This is a genomic window from Gracilimonas sp. (assembly GCF_040218225.1).
In the GTDB taxonomy this organism is placed as follows: domain Bacteria; phylum Bacteroidota; class Rhodothermia; order Balneolales; family Balneolaceae; genus Gracilimonas.
Window position 1 is genome coordinate 320,047 of sequence record NZ_JAVJQO010000003.1, and the last position, 20,604, is coordinate 340,650.

Annotated in this window: 19 protein-coding genes and 1 tRNA gene; 13 read left to right on the forward strand and 7 right to left on the reverse strand. The window is 42.1% G+C overall.

The features are described from left to right. Positions 1–54: 54 nt before the first annotated feature. The 3 genes from RIB15_RS03805 (at position 55) to RIB15_RS03815 (ending at position 4,034) form a co-directional block, all read left to right on the forward strand. On the forward strand, positions 55–1,383 hold the full coding sequence (locus RIB15_RS03805; protein ID WP_350200825.1) for an NfeD family protein: 1,329 nt from the start codon (positions 55–57) through the stop codon (positions 1,381–1,383). Continuing rightward, positions 1,370–2,179 (forward strand): slipin family protein, encoded by an 810-nt coding sequence (locus RIB15_RS03810; protein WP_350200826.1) that lies wholly within the window; start codon positions 1,370–1,372, stop codon positions 2,177–2,179. The genes RIB15_RS03805 and RIB15_RS03810 overlap by 14 nt, the downstream gene beginning before the upstream one ends. 157 nt (positions 2,180–2,336) lie before the next feature. Then, positions 2,337–4,034 (forward strand): mechanosensitive ion channel family protein, encoded by a 1,698-nt coding sequence (locus RIB15_RS03815; protein WP_350200827.1) that lies wholly within the window; start codon positions 2,337–2,339, stop codon positions 4,032–4,034. Between the two features lie 3 nt (positions 4,035–4,037). On the opposite strand, the gene RIB15_RS03820 is transcribed toward RIB15_RS03815, so the two are convergent. The 3 genes from RIB15_RS03820 to RIB15_RS03830 all read right to left on the reverse strand — a co-directional run bounded on the left by RIB15_RS03820 (position 4,038) and on the right by RIB15_RS03830 (position 5,846). After that, on the reverse strand, positions 4,038–4,445 hold the full coding sequence (locus tag RIB15_RS03820) for a response regulator (protein ID WP_350200828.1): 408 nt from the start codon (positions 4,443–4,445) through the stop codon (positions 4,038–4,040). A 156-nt stretch (positions 4,446–4,601) separates the two neighbouring features. After that, the gene (locus RIB15_RS03825) at positions 4,602–5,060 is read right to left on the reverse strand and encodes a BrxA/BrxB family bacilliredoxin (RefSeq protein ID WP_350200829.1); all 459 of its coding nucleotides are present in this window, start codon (positions 5,058–5,060) and stop codon (positions 4,602–4,604) included. 177 nt (positions 5,061–5,237) lie between these two features. After that, complete coding sequence (locus RIB15_RS03830; RefSeq protein WP_350200830.1) at positions 5,238–5,846, reverse strand: superoxide dismutase; 609 nt, start codon at positions 5,844–5,846, stop codon at positions 5,238–5,240. 217 nt (positions 5,847–6,063) lie between these two features. On the opposite strand from RIB15_RS03830, the gene sthA reads away from it, so the two are divergent. After that, the gene (gene sthA, locus RIB15_RS03835) at positions 6,064–7,524 is read left to right on the forward strand and encodes a Si-specific NAD(P)(+) transhydrogenase (RefSeq protein ID WP_350200831.1); all 1,461 of its coding nucleotides are present in this window, start codon (positions 6,064–6,066) and stop codon (positions 7,522–7,524) included. A 74-nt stretch (positions 7,525–7,598) separates the two neighbouring features. On the opposite strand, the gene RIB15_RS03840 is transcribed toward sthA, so the two are convergent. Further along, positions 7,599–8,306: a DUF429 domain-containing protein gene (locus RIB15_RS03840; RefSeq protein WP_350200832.1), complete on the reverse strand. Its 708-nt coding sequence runs from the start codon at positions 8,304–8,306 to the stop codon at positions 7,599–7,601. Continuing rightward, on the reverse strand, positions 8,303–10,087 hold the full coding sequence (gene aspS / locus RIB15_RS03845) for an aspartate--tRNA ligase (RefSeq protein ID WP_350200833.1): 1,785 nt from the start codon (positions 10,085–10,087) through the stop codon (positions 8,303–8,305). The genes RIB15_RS03840 and aspS overlap by 4 nt, the downstream gene beginning before the upstream one ends. 131 nt (positions 10,088–10,218) lie before the next feature. Between aspS and RIB15_RS03850 the strand changes: the two genes are divergently transcribed. The 4 genes from RIB15_RS03850 (at position 10,219) to RIB15_RS03865 (ending at position 14,471) form a co-directional block, all read left to right on the forward strand. Further along, on the forward strand, positions 10,219–10,605 hold the full coding sequence (locus RIB15_RS03850) for a hypothetical protein (protein WP_350200834.1): 387 nt from the start codon (positions 10,219–10,221) through the stop codon (positions 10,603–10,605). A gap of 10 nt (positions 10,606–10,615) precedes the next feature. Next, positions 10,616–11,479 carry a DUF2971 domain-containing protein gene (locus tag RIB15_RS03855; RefSeq protein ID WP_350200835.1) on the forward strand — a complete coding sequence of 288 codons (864 nt, stop codon included), beginning with the start codon at positions 10,616–10,618 and terminating at the stop codon, positions 11,477–11,479. Between the two features lie 227 nt (positions 11,480–11,706). Continuing rightward, entirely contained in the window at positions 11,707–12,360 is a 654-nt protein-coding gene (locus RIB15_RS03860) for a LuxR C-terminal-related transcriptional regulator (protein WP_350200836.1), read from the forward strand. Between the two features lie 113 nt (positions 12,361–12,473). After that, positions 12,474–14,471 (forward strand): S9 family peptidase, encoded by a 1,998-nt coding sequence (locus tag RIB15_RS03865; protein ID WP_350200837.1) that lies wholly within the window; start codon positions 12,474–12,476, stop codon positions 14,469–14,471. A 175-nt stretch (positions 14,472–14,646) separates the two neighbouring features. Here RIB15_RS03865 and RIB15_RS03870 read toward each other — a convergent pair whose 3' ends face one another. Next, entirely contained in the window at positions 14,647–15,273 is a 627-nt protein-coding gene (locus RIB15_RS03870; protein ID WP_350200838.1) for a TM2 domain-containing protein, read from the reverse strand. Between the two features lie 164 nt (positions 15,274–15,437). Here RIB15_RS03870 and RIB15_RS03875 point away from each other — a divergent pair, with 164 nt between their 5' ends. Then, positions 15,438–15,902: a hypothetical protein gene (locus RIB15_RS03875; RefSeq protein WP_350200839.1), complete on the forward strand. Its 465-nt coding sequence runs from the start codon at positions 15,438–15,440 to the stop codon at positions 15,900–15,902. Positions 15,903–15,961: 59 nt separating this feature from the next. On the opposite strand, the gene RIB15_RS03880 is transcribed toward RIB15_RS03875, so the two are convergent. Continuing rightward, positions 15,962–16,035 (reverse strand) — tRNA-Met (locus RIB15_RS03880). Between the two features lie 203 nt (positions 16,036–16,238). Between RIB15_RS03880 and proS the strand changes: the two genes are divergently transcribed. The 4 genes from proS to RIB15_RS03900 all read left to right on the forward strand — a co-directional run bounded on the left by proS (position 16,239) and on the right by RIB15_RS03900 (position 20,531). Further along, positions 16,239–17,705: a proline--tRNA ligase gene (gene proS / locus RIB15_RS03885; protein WP_350200840.1), complete on the forward strand. Its 1,467-nt coding sequence runs from the start codon at positions 16,239–16,241 to the stop codon at positions 17,703–17,705. Between the two features lie 208 nt (positions 17,706–17,913). Then, positions 17,914–19,413, forward strand: coding sequence for an NAD(P)H-hydrate epimerase (locus RIB15_RS03890; protein WP_350200841.1), 1,500 nt, complete (start codon positions 17,914–17,916; stop codon positions 19,411–19,413). A gap of 3 nt (positions 19,414–19,416) precedes the next feature. After that, the gene (locus RIB15_RS03895) at positions 19,417–19,824 is read left to right on the forward strand and encodes a VanZ family protein (RefSeq protein ID WP_350200842.1); all 408 of its coding nucleotides are present in this window, start codon (positions 19,417–19,419) and stop codon (positions 19,822–19,824) included. A 62-nt stretch (positions 19,825–19,886) separates the two neighbouring features. Next, complete coding sequence (locus RIB15_RS03900) at positions 19,887–20,531, forward strand: energy transducer TonB (protein WP_350200843.1); 645 nt, start codon at positions 19,887–19,889, stop codon at positions 20,529–20,531. Positions 20,532–20,604 lie beyond the last annotated feature (73 nt).

Here is a 20,604-nt window from a genome sequence, read left to right on the forward strand (position 1 = left end):
TGCTTACAATAAATGGAACCTTAAGAATACGGTTAGCATTAGGTTTATATGGGCATGATCAAAAAAATATCACTGTTTATTCTGGGGGTTTTTCTTACCTCTGTATTTGCTCCGTCTTCCTATGCACAGTCTGATTCAACTGCTCAGCCATCAGTTACTGTCATTACCATTCAGGGAGCTATAGGACCAACTACCACCAATTATATCCGAAGAGGATTAGAAATTGCTCGTGAACGAGGTGATGAAATACTTATCATTGAACTTGATACTCCTGGCGGACTACTTACCTCAACACAAGATATTGTTCAGGAAATGCTGGCCTCTGAAATGCCCATTGCTGTTTATGTTACCCCATCAGGAGGCAATGCGGGAAGCGCCGGCACTTTCATCACGCTGGCAGCTCATGTTGCAGCTATGGCACCTATAACCACTATTGGTGCGGCTTCACCTGTTTCTATGGGCGGACAGCAACAGGACTCCGTGATGCAGAAAAAGATTTTTAACTATTCAGAAAGCTTCATCGAAAACATCGCGAAAGAGCGTGACCGGAATGCAGAATGGGCAAAATCAGCTGTTAGGGATGGCGCTGCCATCACCGAAACTGAAGCTCTTGAGCTGAATGTAATTGATTTTGTATCTCAGGACTTAAATGAACTGCTTATTCAAATGGATGGGTTAGTTATCGAAGGCGATACTCTCCAAACATCCAAAGCCAGTATTACCCGGGAAGGTGAAACTTTTGCAGAGCAATTTTTCAGTTTCATCATGCGCCCTGAAATTATGCTGATTTTAACCATGGTCGCCATTTATGGTATTGTAGGCGAGGTAACCAATCCCGGAGCTATTGTGCCGGGTGTAGCCGGAGTAATTGCGCTGATTTTACTGCTTTATGGATCTGCTACCATGCCCATCAACGTGGCTGGTTTTGTATTGATCGGATTAGCTATCGTTTTGTTTTTGATTGAAGCGTTCACCCCCACTTTTGGAATACTGATGACAGGAGGCGCCGTCTCCTTTTTTCTTGGTGCCCTCATGCTCTTCCAGGAATTTCCCAAAAACATGCAGCTCGATTGGTACTGGCTGGTTCCGGCTACCATTATGACTGTTATCTTTTTTGGATGGATTGCCACATCTGGTATTAAAGCCCAATTCACCCGACACCGAACCGGATTGGAATCACTGATTGGTAAAAAAGCAAAAGTGATTGATGATGTAAATGAAAAAGGTGGCCGGGTGCTCATTTCAGGTGAATATTGGAATGCTGTTACCGAAGGAGAAGAAATTGAATCTAACGAATGGTGCGAGATTGTCCGTTTTGAAGGACTCACCGTTACCGTAAAATCATACACCCCAAATAAGGAGATTGAACATGGAGTCAACTGAGATTTTTTCTGGCTATATCACATGGCTAATAACTATCGTTGTTTTTCTTGTGTTATTAGCCCCACAGATTTTCAAAATTCTGCGTGAGTATGAACGAGCCGTTGTCTTCAGGCTTGGTAAATTCCAAAGCGTAAAAGGTCCGGGCCTGATCGTGCTGATTCCGTTCATTGATAAAGTTGAGCGCGTTGACCTGCGCGTTTTAACTATCAATGTAGACCGTCAGGAAGTAATCACCAAAGATAACGTAACTGTTAATGTGGATGCGATCACCTTCTTCCGGGTTGTGGATGCTGAAGCAGCTGTTATTCAGGTTGAGCGCTATATACATGCTACATCTATGCTGGCGCAAACAACGCTGCGAAGTATTATTGGTCAGGTTGAACTGGATGAACTGCTCGCTAATCGGGAAAAAATTAACAAACAAATTCAGCAGAATATCGATACCCAAACCGATCCCTGGGGAATAAAAGTGGTTTCTGTTGAGGTTCGTGATGTGGTACTTCCGGAAAACATGAAACGTGCCATGGCACGGCAGGCTGAAACCGAACGTGACCGACGAGCGAAAGTCATTAATGCTGAAGGTGAGTTTCAGGCCGCAGAACGACTGGTGGATGCTGCCAAGATGATCGAAACTGCACCAGCCGCCTTACAGTTGCGGTTCCTACAGACCATGAATGAAATCAGTGAGGAGAACGCCACTTTTGCCTTCCTCCCACTGCCAATGGATTTCCTCGAAGCCTTCAAAACAATGGCCGACCGGGGTAAGTCAGGGAACAACAAAAATGATGAATCATAACTGATTAATCGAACCTGATTCACTGGCTATTACGCCAAAATACAACCTGGCTCTGACGCTTTGCGTCGGAGCCTTTTTATTTCTGCTTATCTCTTTTCAGAACAAGCTCCACATTTCTTAGATTTGGAGACTTATTCCAAATCAAAAAAACCGAGTTATGTCTGCCCGAATGAAATCCGGCTTTTTAGTGCTTACAGCTCTACTGTTCATAATCCCTGACCTTTCTGCATTTCAGAATCAGCCACAGCCAAGAGACGAAGACCTTCTGGCTAACCCAAGAAGAGCCGTTCACACCTTTTTGCACTGGCAGCAGAGCGGCCATAAAAGTCCGGATTTTGTTATTAAAACCATGAAGCTTTCTGATTCCGGAGAAGCACAAAAACTGGAACTGGCCAGCGAACTTTTAAAAGTACTGGATGCCCGTGGTCTGCTCATCGATTATAATCAGATTCCCTCCAATCCCAACTACACCGACAGCCTGTCCGGACTTCAGCAGTATATTTTGTTCCCATCTTTACCCGAAGTGTACCTGATTAAATCAGATCAAAACCAGTGGGTATTCTCAGAAGCTACCATCAATCGCATTCCGGAATTATACGATGATACTTTTTCGGGATATGTAACTCTGATTACTGATAATCTCCCCGAATGGGCACACAATGAATGGCTGGGTATTGAAATCTGGCAGTATATCGCAGTATTTATTTGGCTGTTGACGGGGCTCATTCTGATGAAAATCTTCGGCTTTATACTCGATAATTATGTGAAGCGATTAGCTCAAAAAACGAAATTCACCTGGGATGATGACCTGATTGACAGTGTAGAAAAACCGGCTGCTTTTATTTTTCTGATGATCTTTTTCCTGCTTACTTATTCCAATCTGCAGTTCTCGGTGAATATCAGTTATTATCTTTCCGCCATCCTGGAAATCGTGGTTTCGGTCGGTGTGGTTTGGCTGCTTTATAATCTGGCTGATGTATTTTCGCAATACCTGAGTGTACTTACCTCGAAAACCGAAACTCAGCTTGACGATCAGCTTGTACCTCTCATCCGTAAAACCCTGCGCTTTTTTGTGATTGTGATGGGTGTCATCGCTATCCTTCAGAACAATGGGTACAACGTTGCTTCTCTGATAGCTGGTCTTGGAATTGGTGGTTTAGCCGTAGCATTAGCCGCCCGGGAAACGCTGGCCAATTTCTTTGGATCCGTCACCATCCTGCTCGACCGTCCTTTTAAAATGGGCGATTGGATTAAAGTTGGGGATGTGGAAGGAACGGTGGAGGAAGTAGGCTTCCGCTCTACCCGAGTTCGAACCTTCTATAATTCATTGGTGAGCGTACCCAATTCAAACCTTGCCAACACCGATATCGACAACCTGGGTTTGCGAAAATACCGAAGACTAAAAACGGTTTTGAACCTGACCTATTCCACCACACCCGAACAAATGGAGGCCTTTGTTGAAGGCATTAAAGCCATTGTGAAAGCCAACAAACATTTTCGGCAGGATATGTATGAAGTGCACTTTAACTCCTTTGGGGCTCATTCTCTGGACGTTTTGGTATACGTCTTTTTTGATGTCTCCGATTGGAGCACTGAACTACAGCAACGACATAATTTCTTCCTCGAGGTACTTAAGCTCGCCAAAGAAACAGGAGTCGAATTTGCATTCCCAACCCAAACCTTACATATGGATAGTTTTTATAAAGACGAGCCCAGAAAAGTTGGTGAAGATCGGTCTGAAGAAGAACTGGCCTCAACTATTTATGGATTTGGACCGGAAGGCGAAAAGAAAAGTGCTGAAGGCACCCGAATTTTTAAAGATGGGAAAGAAATCGATTTCGGAGCCAATAAATAAAGGCTAAACCTTGGGCTTAGACAACAGATAATTGACTGCTTTCTTGAGTTTATCTTCAGAGATAGGCTTTCGTAAAAACTTAGAGTTTTCAATCTGCTCTGCTCTTTTCAGGTGAGCAGGATCTGTATTGGCTGTGATAAACACTATAGGTGCCATCGAAAACTTTCGGATTTCCGTGGCAGCTTCCACACCATCCATTTTCCCATCCAGCATGATATCCATAATGACTACATCAGGCGTGTATTTTTTTACAAGCTCAACAGCCTTTTCTCCACTTTTAATCTCCCCAACGGTTTTAAAAACCATTTCTTTGAGATAGTTCTCATATAAAAGCGAAAGAATGAGATTATCTTCTACAATAATAGCTTTCTTGGAAATTTCGCCATTCATAGCCGGTAGATTTGTTTCCAAAATGTACTATATACTTCTCAAAAAGACTACTACCTGCCAAACTCCTTGTTTTTGTTTCCTCTTACCGGCAAGATTGAGGTAATCAGATTGTCGATACATAAAAAAAGCCGACTTTAAAGCCGGCTTTCAAATAACACTTATGATAAGAATGGTTTTCTATTCTTTCTCAGCTTTCTCTCTGTTCTCTTTAGAGAAAGCTTCAAAAACCATCTTAAGATCTGCCGCAACTTCATCTTTAGTACGGCCTTCAATCCGGTGACGGGGAATCATAGCTTTGATCTCTCCATCCACGAAATATGCAAAAGCAGGAGAAGATGGAGGATATTCTGAAAAGTAATCACGTGCATGAGCTGTTGCTTCTTTATCCTGCCCCGCAAAAACCGTGACCATATGATCTGGTTTCACATCAGATTGCTCCAGTGCAATTCCAAGTCCGGGACGTGCATTACCTGCCGCGCATCCACAAACAGAATTGATAGCCAAAAGCATGGTACCTTTGTATTCTTTCATTGCACGGTCTACATCTTCCGTCGTTTTTAGTTCTTCTACTCCAAACTGAGTGAGTTCTTCACGCATCCAGGAAGTATCAGGGCCTACACCAAATCCAAATTGCATAACATTACCTCTTGTCGATTTTTAATTCGTTTAAATATACAAACTCTCGCATTAATTTTTACCAGCTGCTCAATTGCTAATTCTGATAGTTCTCATCAAAAACAGTGATCCCATAAAATAAAAAATGACGGTGAACAAGAATGTTCACCGCCAAAAATCACTAATCAAACATCGTGTTTATTTAGCAGCTTCGTAATTCTCGGCTACCTGATCCCAGTTTACTACATTCCAAAATGCAGAAATATAGTCGGGACGACGATTTTGATAGTTCAAATAATAGGCATGTTCCCAAACATCGAGTCCAAGAATAGGAGTAAATCCTTTCATTAAGGGACTGTCTTGGTTTGCCGTTGAGTGAACGTGAAGGTCTCCGCTGCTGTCAACAGACAACCATGCCCATCCGGATCCGAACTGCGAACCTGCAGCATTGGAAAACTCTTCTTTGAATTTATCTAAGCTGCCATAAGTATCATTGATGGCATCAGCTAAATCACCTTCCGGCTTTCCTCCGCCATTTGGAGAAAGGATAGTCCAGAAAAGTTTATGGTTTGCATACCCACCGCCATTATTAATTACAGCCTGTTTCTTATCTGCAGGTACTTCATCAATTCTGCGTAATACTTCTTCAATATCAAGGTCAGCAAATTTGTGACCTTCAAGAGCTGCATTCACCTTATTTGTATAACCTTGGTGATGTTTTGTGTGATGGATCTCCATGGTACGAGCATCGAAGTGTGGTTCTAATGCATCGTAGTCGTAAGGAAGATCGGGTAGAGAATAAGCCATTTTTACCTCCAAATTAAATTCTGGTTAAATGGACGCTTACAAGTTGTGCGCCTTTAATTTATCGTTCCCAAACATAAGCAATACCCCGCTAAAATTCGTTCCTGCACCCATCTAAACAATCTATCTTTTAGATATGTTAACACTATGAGTGAATGTAACTCTGAAATCCTCTTAAAATTGAAGTATCTTTGAGCTCACACTCTCACTCAGCCTATTTATGAAGTACGATTACGACGTTATTGTTATTGGAAGCGGGCCTGCGGGATTTTCCTGCGCCATGCAAAGCTCTAAATTTGATAAAAAAGTGTTGGTCATTGAAGCCAACGAAGATTCTTTTGGAGGAACATGGATCAACTCGGGTACCATCCCCAGTAAAGCCCTTCGGGAAACAGCTCGAATTATACAACGCTTTCAAAACCAGTTTAAAGACCTGGCTAAAGAAAAAGCTTATCAGCATCACCAGATGGCTGATCTTCTGATGTACAAAAATCAGATTCTGGAAAGCAAAAACACCAAGGTTAAAGCCGATTTCGATAAGAATGAAATTGATACAGTACGTGGATTTGGCAAGCTAAAAAGTGACCATGAAGTAGAAGTTAAAGCTTCAGATGGAACCAAAAAAACGTATTCGGGCGAATACATTTTAGTTTCAACAGGAAGTAAACCCGTTAAACCAAAAGGATTCGATCTGGACCATGACAAGGTCTTTGACTACACCTCTATTCTTAGTCTTACCCATATTCCCCGCCGCTTGGTTGTAATTGGAGAAGGGGTTCGGGCACTCGAATATGCAACTACATTTTCTAACCTGGGCAGCCGTGTTTCTATCTTAAATGAAAACGACACGTTCCTTCCCTTTCTGGATAATGAGATTTCTGAACAGCTTCAGCAGATTCTCGATAAACAAAAGATTGAAGTCTTTTCGGACGCCGAAAACATTGAAATCAAGCAAAATGCTCTGAGAAATACCACGGAAGTTAAATACAACCTCAGAAATGACAACGAAAATAAGCGCGACCGGGTAATTGAAACCGAGCACGTGCTCTATCTTGGGGGTAAAGTTCCGAATACCGATAACATCGGACTTGAAGAAGTCGGGGTGGAAGTGGACGATGAAGGATACATAATCGTCAATGATAACAATCAATCATCTATTCCTAATATCTACTCTGGCGGAGATGTAAAAGGATTCCCGGCAATGGCATCTTCTGCTTTCTCTGAAGGGCGTATCGCTTCCTGCCGGATGTTTGGCATTGAGGCACTGGATGTACCTCCCGAAATACCACACGCGATTTACTCTATTCCTGAAATCTCCAGTATTGGTATGACTGAAAAAGAAGCAAAAGCCAATGGGCTGGATGTAACCGTTGGAAGAGCCTATTACAAAAACATCACACAAGGCGATATCAGTAACCAGCAAGATGGACTTCTGAAACTGGTTTTTGAAACGGAATCACTGAAACTGGTAGGCATCCATATTCTAGGCGAGCGCGCCAGTGACCTGATTCATCTCGGGCAAGCCGTTATGTCGTTAGGAGGAGATATCCGGTATTTTATAAACCACGTATTGAACTATCCAACCTACAGTGAAGCTTACCGAATTGCCGCTTTCAATGGTATCAACCGAGTGTATAAAGCCGGCGTTAAGTACAAGAAAATCCTTAAGAATAAAGAATAATCAATTTCCAACACGAAGTATCTAATTCCGAAATGCCCTGATCATTCCGTGTTGATCATTCGATATTGGATAGTTTACACGTAGTGTATGGCTTTTCGCATACCTTCAGAATCGTATTCTAATTCTTCAGGCAAGGTTTTAATTCCTTCTTCTTCGGAAATTTTAGCACAATAGGCGAGCACCATTGCATCCACAATATCGTCTTCTTCCACTTCATTCCGCCTGAAATCTTCCTTGATATCCCGGAAAAAATCCTCTGCAATGGGTTCACGATCTTCGATAAGCTTTAAGCGATGCTTAATTCCTTTCTTCAGGTTTTTCTTTTGATAAATCATCCCTCCATTCAGCTTCTGAAACAGCAGCTCAGGGTGAGCTTCCAGCACTTTATCGATCAATTCTTTGTCGGCTCGCAGTAACTCATCCACCATCTGAATTTTCGGAGTGATGTTCCAGGATTGCAAGGTCAGCTTTTTCTCGGTGTATTCATGGCTGATCATATTCGCTTCCACATAAGACGGCGCAGTTAGTGCCGGGCGGATTGGCGGACTGAATACGCTGGAAGCATATTCACCCCCCAGTTTCTTACGAAGGAGCTCGTCAGCTTTCCGGGTATATTCTTCATCTTCAAGACCGATGGGCATGTCGATAAAAATCCGGTCATAGTTTTCAAAAGCTTCTTTAAGTGTCTCACGGTCTCTGAGCACTTCATATTTTTCTTCGCCCTCATCAAACGTAATGAGAATCCAGCCTGCTTTACAGCCGTCTAGTCCAGCGGTTTTCACGATATTTGTTCTTTAATATTTTTCTTAATTGAAATATGCAGTTCGTCAAGCTGATCTTCATCCACTACACCAGGTGAATTATCCATCATGCTTTGCGCTTTTTGGTTTTTCGGGAAGGCGATTACGTCACGAAGACTTTTCGCTCCGGTTAGTAACATCACTGCACGATCAACCCCAAAAGCAATTCCGCCGTGTGGAGGTGCTCCATATTTGAAGGCATCTAGCAAGAAACCAAATTTCTCTTCCGCTTCTTTTTCCGAAATGCCCAAAAGCTCAAATACTCTGCGCTGCATTTTTTGATTATGGATACGAATAGAACCACCACCCAGCTCATTTCCGTTCAGGACCAGGTCATAAGCGCGGGCTTTAACTTTTGCAGGATCAGAATCCATCAGTTCCACATCTTCTTGTCTTGGTGAAGTAAACGGATGGTGCATGGCATGGTAACGACGAGTTTCCTCATCCCACTCTAAAAGCGGAAATTCCGTTACCCACAGGAAATTATACTTCGACTCATCAATCAGTTCAAACTCTTTGCCCATCATCAGGCGCAGTTGTCCAAGTTGTTTTAGAACATCCGGTTTTGGTCCGGCAAGGATGAGCACCAAGTCTCCTTCCTTCGCTTCGGATTTCTCCACCATCTGCTCCACAATTTCATCCGTCAGGAATTTTGCTACGCTGCAAAGCGGACCGTCTTCCTGCATCTTGATGTAGATTAATCCACCCGCACCGGTTTCTTCTTTTACGCGATCGGTGAGCCGGTCGATGGCACCTCGCCCCATATCTCCTTGTCCCGGCACGGTAATTCCAACCACGCCACCCCCATCTTTAACCGTTCCGGAAAACACCTTGAATTCCGCGTCTTTTACAATCTCAGAAAAATCCTTGAACTCAAGACCAAAACGCGTGTCCGGTTTATCGGAGCCGTAGGTGTTCATGGCCTCTTCGTAGGTCATCCGCGGAAATGGGGTTTCTACTTCATATCCAATCGTATCCTTAAAAACTTTCTTCCAAAGAGCCTCATGTGTTTCGTAGATCACTTCTTCATCCACGAAACTCATCTCCACATCTATTTGGGTGAATTCAGGCTGTCGGTCAGCACGAAGATCTTCATCCCGGAAACACTTCACAATCTGGAAATAGCGGTCGTAGCCCGACACCATTAAAAGCTGTTTGTAGGTTTGCGGACTTTGAGGAAGTGCAAAAAACTTACCAGGATTTACACGGCTTGGAACCAGGTAATCGCGGGCGCCTTCTGGTGTACTGCGCATCAAAACCGGCGTTTCTACCTCTGCAAAATTCAATTCATGGTAAAAAGAACGCACCGACTGATAGAACTTTGAGCGCAACATCAACTTTTGCTGCACCTCAGGTCTGCGTAAGTCCAGATAGCGATACTTCAAGCGAACATCTTCATTGGTCTTGATGTCATCCTTAATCTCAAAGGGAGGAGTATCTGCTTCCGAATAGAAAACTAATTCTGTCGCTTCAATCTCAATTTCACCTGTAGGCAATTTCGGGTTGATATTATCCTCACCCCGGGTAATAACTTTACCCTTGATTCCAATCACATATTCTGCACGTAATTGTTCTGCTTTTTCATGAAGCTGGTCATCTTCTTCTGTGAAAACAACCTGGGTAACTCCGTAGCGGTCTCTTAAATCAATAAAAATCACACCGCCCAAGTCGCGGCGCGGACCAACCCAGCCATTTAAAATTACTTCGTCGCCAATATTTTTTGCGGTAAGTTCTCCGCAGGTATGTGTTCTTTTAAGGGTCATTCGTTTCGATGAATCGTAAGTGATAAACTTTTGGTTAATGAGGCGCTGAAAATACACATAATGTAAACGAATCGCTTACTCCAATGTCATATGAACTGATTTTTTTGTTAAACACCTTTTCTTCCTTCTTTATGACGGGATTAATCTGGATAGTTCAACTGGTGCATTATCCTTCTTTTCATTTCGTAGGAACTGATAACTTCGAAGCCTTTCAGCAGCATCACGTAAAGAGCATTGACAAAATTGTGATCCCTTTAATGGTAACTGAGATTACCTCTTCCTTCGGATTGGCATGGATAGACGGCTGGTTTTCACTGAATGCCGTTGGATTTTATCTTGTAATAGGAATCTGGGTTGCTACCGGCCTGTTTTCTGTTCCGGCTCATTCCAAACTTGAGAAAGCTAAAGACAAAGAGGCTATCAGGAAGCTGGTGTCCACCAATTGGATACGTACCGTGTTATGGACTTTTAAATCCATTATTAATTTCTTTATTCTGTGGATTCTTCTAGAAACTTAAATACTTTTTAATGTCATCAAAGCAAGAAAACTGGATTGGTAACAAACCAAGTTCTTCAGATCCCGATCTACTTTATAAATATTGTCAACTAGACAGTAATAAGGAAAGGCTATTAGAAAACGGAGAGATTTACTTTCCTGCCCCTTCAGAATTAAATGATCCGTTTGATTGTCGGGTTTCCCCAAATTATTCAGATGCTACAGACAGAGAGATGCTTACCTACATCGGTTTAATGCAGTCTGAAAGACTTAAAAACCTCTCTATTGTTGACCAACATCTTGAGAAGAAAAAACTTCTTAAACAATTTTGGGAAGATTGGGAAGAAGAGAATTTTAGAAAAGAGCATTTTGAGAAAAGATATTCTGGAATTGATAAGAGTGTTGGAGTCCTTTCATTTTCAAAAAATGCAAAAAGTAATGCCCTATGGGGACACTACGGAAATAGCCATAAAGGATTACTTGTAGTTTTTAACTTTAAAAACCTATTTGAGTCCTTACATTTACAATTCCAAAAAGAAAAACTTCCTACAGGTTTATTTTATGGAAATGCTGATTATTCAGGCTACCCAAAGGGTATAAAACCAATTCAGAAAAAAAGCCCTCTTTATCTGGGATACTATTTTAAAAAATTATATAGCTATAAATCACCTGTTTGGGAATTTGAAAATGAATATAGAGTAGTCTCTTATCCAACAATCGAAAGAAAGATATATGTATCCCCTAAATGTATTAGAGAAGTCATTGCTGGAGTTAATATTTCTGACAAAGACATGAAAAAGCTTAAGCAAATTTGTAAAGATAAGTACACTCTAAAACAGTCAGAACTGATTGAAGAATCATTTGAATTAGAGTATAAAACAGTGCAAGAAATCTAGATTAAACGTCCCTATGCAACTTGGTATAGTGCTATCAGGAGATTGCTTCGTCGTTACACATCCCAAACCTAAATTCTTCATTTTGGACTCCTCGCAATGACGGGTAAATTCGCCTTTAGAATCCGGCTCGAAATTTAAATTGGCGAACTTCCCCTATTTTTACCTACATTATTTGTCCTTTCTCCGTGTGGGTCGGAGAAAAAACCATTTCTACCTGGGGAGGTAAAATGTCTAAAATTGATACAATTGTTGCGGACGGCAACGAAATTTTCAGATATGGACTCAGTTCCATTTTGCGAGATCACGGTGCATTTAATATCTGCAGTGAGGTTGACAATGGCGCTCTCGTGCTCACTGCTTTTGAAAGTGTACAGCCAAAACTATGTATCCTGTCTTTTTCCATGCCAGAAATGGAAGGTATTATCATTGCAAAAAAGATAATCTCTAAAAATCCCGACGCTAATATTCTGCTGCTCGCCGATAATACGGACCAAAAGACCCTAAACGAATTTTTAGACTCAGGTGCCTTTGGTTTGATTCATAAATCAGCCCATCATTTGGAATTAATAGATGCAGCTGAAAAAGTTTCTGAAGGTGAGCGTTTTCTTGGTAAACAATTTTCACGAATGATGACGGAAGAATACATCCGGCTGGCCAAGAAGAAGAAACGCCCGGATCCGGTGAAATCCATCACAAACCGCGAGCGTGAAATACTGGGGCTTTTAACCGAAGGGCTTACCAGTACTGAAATTGCCTCTAAACTCTACATCAGTCCCCGTACGGTTGAAAAGCACCGCACCAATCTCCTGAAAAAACTGAAGCTAAAGAACACCGCTGCTCTCGTTCGTTTCGCCATGGAAAATGAACAAGCCCTTTTTTAATATCCTTTCTTCCTATACTTTATCGGTGATGTTCGGCCGAAGCCTATTTTTACAAATACTACGTTCACTTTACTACATCATTACCTACTAACACAGCATCAGAAATTGACATTATGATTTCAAAATATATTTTCCGCCTTTTTCTAATCCTTCCGATGGTTACCCTTGGAGTTTTCACAGCAATTGCTCAGGATGAAACTAATTCAGAGCATATCGCCATTGAAGATTACTTCAAATTAAAATCTGTTGGATCTCCTGTAATCAGCCCTGATGGCAAATGGATTGCATATACCGTAACCGAAACAGATTACGAGGAAGATGAAAGAGAAACCAGAATTTGGATGAGCCCTGTTAAGGGAGGTGACCCTCTCCCTATGACCGCTGAAGGATATTCTGCAAGTAGTCCGAAATGGAGTCCCGATGGGAAATATCTATCTTTCTTAGCCTCAAGAGGTGATGAAGAAAAAACACAGGTTTGGACACTCAACCGCTTGGGAGGCGAAGCTATTCAGCTAACAGACATTAAGCAGGGAGTCTCAGGTTATGAATGGTCTCCGGATGCAAGCCGATTATTATTGATTATCAAAGATGCTAAAGAAGAATCGGAAAGACCTGAACCTTACGTGATTGACCGACTTCAATTTAAAAGAGATTATGCAGGCTATTTAGACCGGCGCAGAAACCACATTTACACCTTTACCCCGGGAGATACTGCTGCCGTTCAACTCACCTTTGGTGATTATGACGATTCCCAGGCAACGTGGAGCCCCGATGGACAGCATATCGCTTTTGTAAGTAATCGGACTGACAACCCTGACGGCAACTCAAATGATGACATCTGGATTATTGATGCAGATAATCCTTCTGAGGATGAAAAACCCATTCGGGTAACAAGTAACCCCGGAAGTGATTACTCGCCGGCGTGGAGCCCCGATGGAAAACATCTTGCCCATATCTCTATTATTGACACCAGCGCTATTTGGTATGCGACCAATCACTTAGCCGTTTCAAAAGCCGGAGAATCCGGAAACATGCAAGTTCTCACTAAAGAGCTCGATCGAAATATCTCCTCTCCGGCATATTCCGACAATGGAAATGTGATTTCATTTTTACTGGAAGACCGTGGGGAAACTCAATTGGCTAGCATCAAACCTAATGGCCAAAATCTGCAACGGGTAATTTCCGGTGATCTTACCGTTAGCAGTTTCCATCAAAAAAACGGTTTGGTTGCAACTTTACAGGGCACACTAAATCAGCCAGATGAAATTTATGTTTTCAATAAAGGTAAAAACAACCAATTGACCTTTTTCAACAAAGAACTCCTCGATAAGAAAGAACTGGCAGAAACACAGGAAATTCAATTCAAAAGTGCTGATGGAACACAAGTTGAAGGGTTTTTAGTTAAGCCGGTTAATTATGAAAGTGGAACACGGGTACCCACTATACTTTGGCTTCATGGTGGTCCTGTTGCACAATATGATCACAGTTTTAGCTTTATTCCTCAGCTTTATGCAGCTAATGGTTATGCCGTACTGCTCATCAACCCGCGAGGTTCTTCTGGCTATGGCCAAGCTTTTTCGGAAGTGCTATTTGCCGACTGGGGAAATAAAGATTTTGAAGACGTAATGGCTGGTGTTGATTATGCTATCGACATGGGTATCGCAGATCCAAATCAATTAGGTGTTGGGGGCTGGTCTTATGGAGGCATTCTCACCAATTACGTAATCACAAAATCCGATCGATTCCATGGAGCTATTTCAGGAGCCAGTGAAACATTATATCGCTCAAACTATGGGCATGATCATTATCAATTAACCTGGGAAAAAGAACTTGGACTCCCCTGGGAAACACCTGAAAAATGGGAACGTATTTCACCCTTTAATGATGTAGATAAGGTAACTACACCAACACTTTGGATTGGTGGCGCTGAAGACTGGAACGTACCCATTTTGGGATCAGAACAGATGTATCAGGCAATGAAGAGGCTGGGCCTTGAAACACAACTTGTAGTTTACCCGGGTGAGCACCATGGCATCCGAAAGCCCACATTCCAAAAAGACCGTTTGGAGCGATTTGTTGGTTGGTTCGACAAATATGTCAAAGACAAATAACAGGCTCTACGTATTTTCACGTATAAAAATTACGTAAATCCCTCCATTGACGGGTTTCTGGCATAAATGTATGTTTATAGTGCAAATGGGGTAATAGCCGTCTGTAGATGATATTAGCTGACGACCATTGATTTGGCGTCAGCTTTTTTTTGTCAAAAAACTTCCTTAAACCTGTTTAATCTCCAGCCAACTGTTTCAATTTAGCAGCCCGGAGTTCATTATACATATTTTGCTCTTCCACCATTTTAGACAAGGCAAACAAATCATATAGCGCACCAAACCCCATAAGTCCGCCCGTAAGCAACCACCCAATACCCGTTCCTGTACGGCCCAGGTAAAAGCGATGAAATCCCAGGATGCCAAAAAATCCAACTAACCAGAACAGATAAGCTTTCCCCTTTGATTTTTTGGGGTAAGTAAGCATTTCGGCTTTTTCAAGTTTTCTGAGCTTTCTTTTGCCACCTACCTTCACAATAAAATCCTCATAACTGGAAAGCAGCCTTTTGGCAAGTCGCTTAATTTTTGGAGAAGCTTCTTTTTCGATTTCCATCTCCCCTTCGATAATATCATGCTCAAATACGAACTCATCAATAAGTTTATCCATGGAAATCTGATCTTTAAGATAAGCTTCCACTTTCCGGGACAGGTTACGGATCGAATCGTAAACAGAAACAGCCAGGTTACCCGGTTTAAAATCCTCTTCCTGCTTCAGCTCTTCTATTAGCTCTGCATACTTTGACTCCGCTTTCCCCAAGGCTTTCTCAGCCAGCAGTGCCATTTCATATTGTTCCGACTTTTTCATTCCCGCCTTTTTGATTTATAGCTCTAAATAAACAAATAATTTTTCATCAATCGAATCCCCATACGGTAAAACTGTCAAATAGATTACAGCTTAATTAATTACATGGATTTTGTGCCATCAAAATTTATCTTCTCTGAATTAAATTTTCTACTTACATCTATTCTATGTTTAAAAGCCTTTGTTTCCCGGGAATTTTCATATTTATAATAACCTGTATTTTTTCGGGTGATGTATTTGCCCAGGCCGAGCGCCCTTCATTTGGCGTGGGTGTTATTATCGGTGAGCCTACCGGGGTATCCGTTAAGAAATATCTGAATACCCGTGGTGCTTTCGATATTGGAGCTGCATGGTCGCTGGCTGATCAAAACGAAGCGTTGCATCTGCATACCAATTTGCTCTTTCAGGATGGCATCACCAAAAACCCAAACCTTTACTTTTACCACGGTGTTGGTGCTCGGGTACTTTTTGCAAATGACGCCAAATTTGGTATTCGGGCTCCACTCGGACTTGCCTACCTCTTTCCCAACATTCCCTTTGACCTTTTTGTTGAAATTGCCCCTATACTTGATTTAACCCCGGATATTGGCTTTGCCGGAAACGGTGGGTTTGGGTTTCGGTATTATTTTTAGAGATAGTGTAGCATCAAAAAAAAGCCTGACTCTGTTCGAATCAGGCTTAAATTATTTTGTACCGTGGGACGGAATTGAACCGTCGACCTCACGATTATGAGTCGTGCGCTCTAACCATCTGAGCTACCACGGCATGAATGACTGCCACAAAATCTCTAAAACACAAAGAATAAAAATTAGTGCTTTTGGGTTTTAGTGGCAGAAAATCCAAAAGGGCATCAAATATACGGCATTCTAAAACAAAGGGTAAAACATTTTTTCACCTATCTCCCCTTAATCTCTACGCTAAGTTTCTTAACTTCTGCTTCTGAGTAAAAAATCACACTAAAAAGGTTCATGGCACAAAAAATAACTTCACAGGAAAAAGATTATTCACAATGGTATCTGGATGTAATCCGGGAAGCTAAACTGGCGGAACATTCGCCCGTACGCGGAAGCATGGTAATTCGCCCGAACGGAATGGCGCTCTGGGAAAATATGCGTGACGCTCTCGACCAGATGTTTAAAGATACCGGCCATGAAAATGCCTATTTCCCGCTTTTTATTCCCAAATCATTCCTTTCTAAAGAAGCTCAGCACGTGGAAGGTTTTGCCAAAGAATGTGCGGTTGTGACTCACAGCCGTCTTAAAAGCGTAAACGGTGGCGTGGAAGTGGATCCCGAATCCAAGCTTGAAGAAGAACTGATTGTGCGCCCCACTTCAGAGACCATTATATGGGATACTTACCGCGGGTGGATTCAATCTTACCGGGATCTGCCTATACTCGTAAATCAGTGGGCGAATGTAGTACGTTGGGAAATGCGCACCCGCTTATTCCTCCGAACCATGGAGTTCCTGTGGCAGGAAGGCCACACGGCTCATGCTACAAAAGAAGAAGCAGAGGTAGAAACACGACAGATGCTGGACGTATATGCCACTTTTGCGGAAGAGTTTATGGCTATGCCTGTTATCAAAGGTGTGAAAACGGCTAGTGAACGTTTTGCCGGTGCCGTTGAAACCTATTGTATTGAAGCACTAATGCAGGATGGAAAAGCTTTACAAGCCGGAACTTCTCATTTCCTGGGACAAAATTTTGCCAAGGCTTTTGATGTGAAATTTCAGGATAAAGATGGCGAACATAAATTGGTTTGGGCTACCAGCTGGGGCGTGTCTACCCGATTGATTGGTGGTCTGATTATGACACATTCTGATGATCAGGGATTGGTACTTCCTCCAAAACTTGCTCCTACACAGGTGGTAATTGTGCCTATTTACCGGAGTGATGAGCAGCGGGAAGCAGTCCTCGAATATGCTAACTCCATCTATAATGAACTGAAGGAACTGGGCGTTCGCATTAAAGTGGATGACCGGGACAATCAAAATCCCGGCTACAAGTTTGCCGAGCATGAAGCTGCCGGAATTCCACTAAGAATTGCTGTGGGTCCCCGTGATCTGGAAAACAATAATGTGGAACTGGCCCGCCGCGATACTAAAGAGAAAAACATTGAATCTCGCGAGGGATTAAGTGAACGTATTGAAAAGCTACTGGCTGACATTCAGGATGAACTCTATGCCAAGGCTAAGAAACGGCGTGAAGACAATACTTCTGAAGTGGATTCTTATGAGGAGTTTCAGAAAGTGATCGAAGACAAAGGTGGATTTGTTTGGGCTCATTGGGACGGAACGCCGGAAACGGAAGAAAAAATTAAAGATGATACTAAGGCCACCATTCGACTGATTCCCCTGGAAGATGGCGAAGAAGGAAAATGTATGGTAACCGGAAAGCCATCGAAGCAGAAGGTATTGTTTGCCCGTTCGTATTAATTATTTTTTCAACTTAGATTCACAATATTCGTTGTCATCCTGAGCGCACATTTGATAGATTAGGATTCAAATGTCTTCCGCGAAGGATCTCAAAATATATTACTTGCTGTTTTTTTGATTTGAGATCCCTCGTGTTATACACCATATCCCCATTCATTTAATTAACCACTCGGGATGACAACATTGGTAACAATGGATCATTATATACATGCTAAAAATCCCACATCCATATTATTTATGCTCAGCTGAGCAATCCCGGTTTATGGATGAGAAAACCATCTCTGATTTCGGGATTGATGGTTTTACGCTGATGGAAATTGCCGGAACCAGAGCTGCTGATTTCATTCAATCTGAAATTCCTTCTGGCTCTCATGTTATTTTCTTTTGTGGAAAAGGCAATAATGCTGGTGATGCACTTGTCATCGCACGACTTCTTTCTCAACAGGGATACCAAATCACAATATGCTTTTTGTCCGGAACTGATGAGTTAAGTTCTGACACCCAAAAGAATTTCGAGCTGCTTCAAAAGCTAGGTGAAGAAATTGAAATTCTGAATTGGGAAGATTTCAACCCAACCACCTACGATTTTATCGTAGATGGCATGCTGGGAACGGGACTGAATTCAGACATCCGTTCCCCCTACTCCGATGCCATCTCATGGATCAATAAACAGGAAATTCCGGTATTTGCATTAGATATCCCTACCGGATTACATGCTGATTCAGGACACATACTGGGAACCGCTGTTCAGGCCGATTATAGCTTGAGCTTCGGCGCCTTAAAAACCGGTTTTTACCTTAATCAGGGATTTGATACGGCTGGGGAAATCATTTTATGCGAACTTTCCTTTCCTAATAAATACAAAAAACCCACTGCTAAACTCATCGACAGGAGCTGGGTTGAAGCCAATTCTCCAACGCCAAAAGGGAAAAAACACAAATATGACGGTGGAGTACTGTATATCATTGCCGGCTCGGAGGGATTAACCGGGGCCGGAATTCTTGCTGCAAAAAGTGCCTGGTCGGCTGGACTTGGTGCAGTTGTCTTAATTACCCCAAAAGGATTACTCGAAATTTATGAGAAGCAGCTGGCGCAGATCATCAAGAAACCTGTTGGTGATCGCGATGATGTTTATTTCAAAGAATCCCACTTTGATCGGGTTATGGATATCATCCGGGAGAAACCGGGAAAGGTACTGATAGGTCCGGGTTTGGGAAGAGAAGAAGAAACCATTCGGTTCACCCAAAAAGTGTTGAAAAATTTTGAAGGGGACCTGGTCGTTGATGCTGATGCTTTATTTGCACTTTCAAAAATGAATGATTGGAATAAGCCCAACAACTCAAACTGGATTATTACTCCACATCCCGGAGAGTTGAAAACGCTGTTGAATCAGGACATAAATGACGACTTTGACCGGCTCAGGCTTACCATAAAAAAGGCAGTAGAAGAAAAAATCACTATACTATCTAAAGGAATGCCATCGGTTATTGGAACAGAATCAGGAGATGCGTATTTAACAGGATACGAAACCCGTATTTTTTCCCGAGCCGGATTTGGCGATGTTTTAGCGGGAAAAATAGGGGCTTATTGGCTTACGTATTCATCTACAGAGCTGGCATGCTTTCACGGATTATTAGACGGCTTTGAAAAAGCCCAACAATATTTTGTCGAGAATTCCGGTTCTTTAGCACCTATAGATATTATTTAAAGAATGACAAAACCGAGCAAAACCCTGACCCGATCGGTCAAACTTTATCTTACTCTCTTGGTTATTTCCACAGGCGCTATTCTGTACGGAACCCTTTTCCCCGTCAATTATGATGTTCCAAAATCGCTTTTGGGGATGGATAAGCTTGTCCACTTTATTATGTTTGGAGCCTGGACGTTCTTTTATGGCCTTGTTCGTTTTCTGAAAGATAAATTCAAGCTAACCCCTATTTTCCTGGTTGGTACTTTATTTGGGCTGATTGTGGAAGTTCTTCAGTACTTGCTGCCAACAGGCCGAAGCCCTGAAATCCTTGATTTTATAGCTGATATTTCTGGAACCGGACTCGCCATTTTAGTGCTCTACTTACTCACAAAAAAGGTCCCGGACTTCAAGGCTGACCCCACATCATGATGTGATTAAAATTGCTTTGCCGGATTAGTTAATTGATTTAACTCTTAATTAATCCACATTTCATGAGCTCTTCAAAACCTAAGTTCGATCTTCGCAAAAACTATACTCTTCTATGTGAAGCAGGCCTCATTATTGCGCTTTTGATTTTCATTATAGCTTTCAAGTTCCACCTCCCGGTTTCTGAGTCTAACGGATCTTTTTCTGTTATAGAGGATGAGCCTCCTATCGTACTTTCGCCTATTACAAAACAGGAAAAACCTCCGGCAGCTCCACCCATTCCCCTTGTTCCTGCAGAAGTTCCTAATGATAAACCTATAGAGGCACCTGCCATCGAGTTTCCTGAATTCAGTGATCTCGGTTCAGCACTTGCGCTTCCGCCAGAAGAACCCAAGGATGAAGAACAAGAAATTCTGGATCAGGTTGAATTCATGCCCAAAATGAAAGGCGGAGTTAAAGCTTTATATGCAGATATCACTTACCCGGAAATGGCGAAGAGAAATGGTATTGAAGGTATAGTTGAAGTCAGGTTTATTGTAAATGAGAAAGGAGAAGTTGAAAATCCTGAAATTATTCGCAGCATTGGCGGTGGTTGTGATGAAGAAGTACTCAAGGCTATAAAAAAGCAAAATTATACCCCCGGGATTCAAAATGGGATCCTTGTAAAAGTAAGAATGAAACAGGTTGTACATTTCAGACTGAGTAACTAGCTAAAGAACGATAGAGAAGCTTTTCTTGCCATTTTTACTATTTTAACAGGTGTTGTTTTTCAATGCCATTTAG

Coding starts and splice junctions, on each gene's coding strand:
- proS (WP_350200840.1), top strand. CDS start 16,239: ATGGCACAAAAAATAACTTCACAGGAAAAAGATTATTCACAATGGTAT.
- RIB15_RS03875 (WP_350200839.1), top strand. CDS start 15,438: ATGTTTAAAAGCCTTTGTTTCCCGGGAATTTTCATATTTATAATAACC.
- RIB15_RS03870 (WP_350200838.1), bottom strand. CDS start 15,273: ATGAAAAAGTCGGAACAATATGAAATGGCACTGCTGGCTGAGAAAGCC.
- RIB15_RS03815 (WP_350200827.1), top strand. CDS start 2,337: ATGTCTGCCCGAATGAAATCCGGCTTTTTAGTGCTTACAGCTCTACTG.
- RIB15_RS03855 (WP_350200835.1), top strand. CDS start 10,616: ATGTCATCAAAGCAAGAAAACTGGATTGGTAACAAACCAAGTTCTTCA.
- RIB15_RS03850 (WP_350200834.1), top strand. CDS start 10,219: ATGACGGGATTAATCTGGATAGTTCAACTGGTGCATTATCCTTCTTTT.
- RIB15_RS03805 (WP_350200825.1), top strand. CDS start 55: ATGATCAAAAAAATATCACTGTTTATTCTGGGGGTTTTTCTTACCTCT.
- RIB15_RS03865 (WP_350200837.1), top strand. CDS start 12,474: ATGATTTCAAAATATATTTTCCGCCTTTTTCTAATCCTTCCGATGGTT.
- RIB15_RS03900 (WP_350200843.1), top strand. CDS start 19,887: ATGAGCTCTTCAAAACCTAAGTTCGATCTTCGCAAAAACTATACTCTT.
- RIB15_RS03890 (WP_350200841.1), top strand. CDS start 17,914: ATGCTAAAAATCCCACATCCATATTATTTATGCTCAGCTGAGCAATCC.
- RIB15_RS03825 (WP_350200829.1), bottom strand. CDS start 5,060: ATGCAATTTGGATTTGGTGTAGGCCCTGATACTTCCTGGATGCGTGAA.
- RIB15_RS03830 (WP_350200830.1), bottom strand. CDS start 5,846: ATGGCTTATTCTCTACCCGATCTTCCTTACGACTACGATGCATTAGAA.
- aspS (WP_350200833.1), bottom strand. CDS start 10,087: ATGACCCTTAAAAGAACACATACCTGCGGAGAACTTACCGCAAAAAAT.
- RIB15_RS03860 (WP_350200836.1), top strand. CDS start 11,707: ATGTCTAAAATTGATACAATTGTTGCGGACGGCAACGAAATTTTCAGA.
- sthA (WP_350200831.1), top strand. CDS start 6,064: ATGAAGTACGATTACGACGTTATTGTTATTGGAAGCGGGCCTGCGGGA.
- RIB15_RS03810 (WP_350200826.1), top strand. CDS start 1,370: ATGGAGTCAACTGAGATTTTTTCTGGCTATATCACATGGCTAATAACT.
- RIB15_RS03895 (WP_350200842.1), top strand. CDS start 19,417: ATGACAAAACCGAGCAAAACCCTGACCCGATCGGTCAAACTTTATCTT.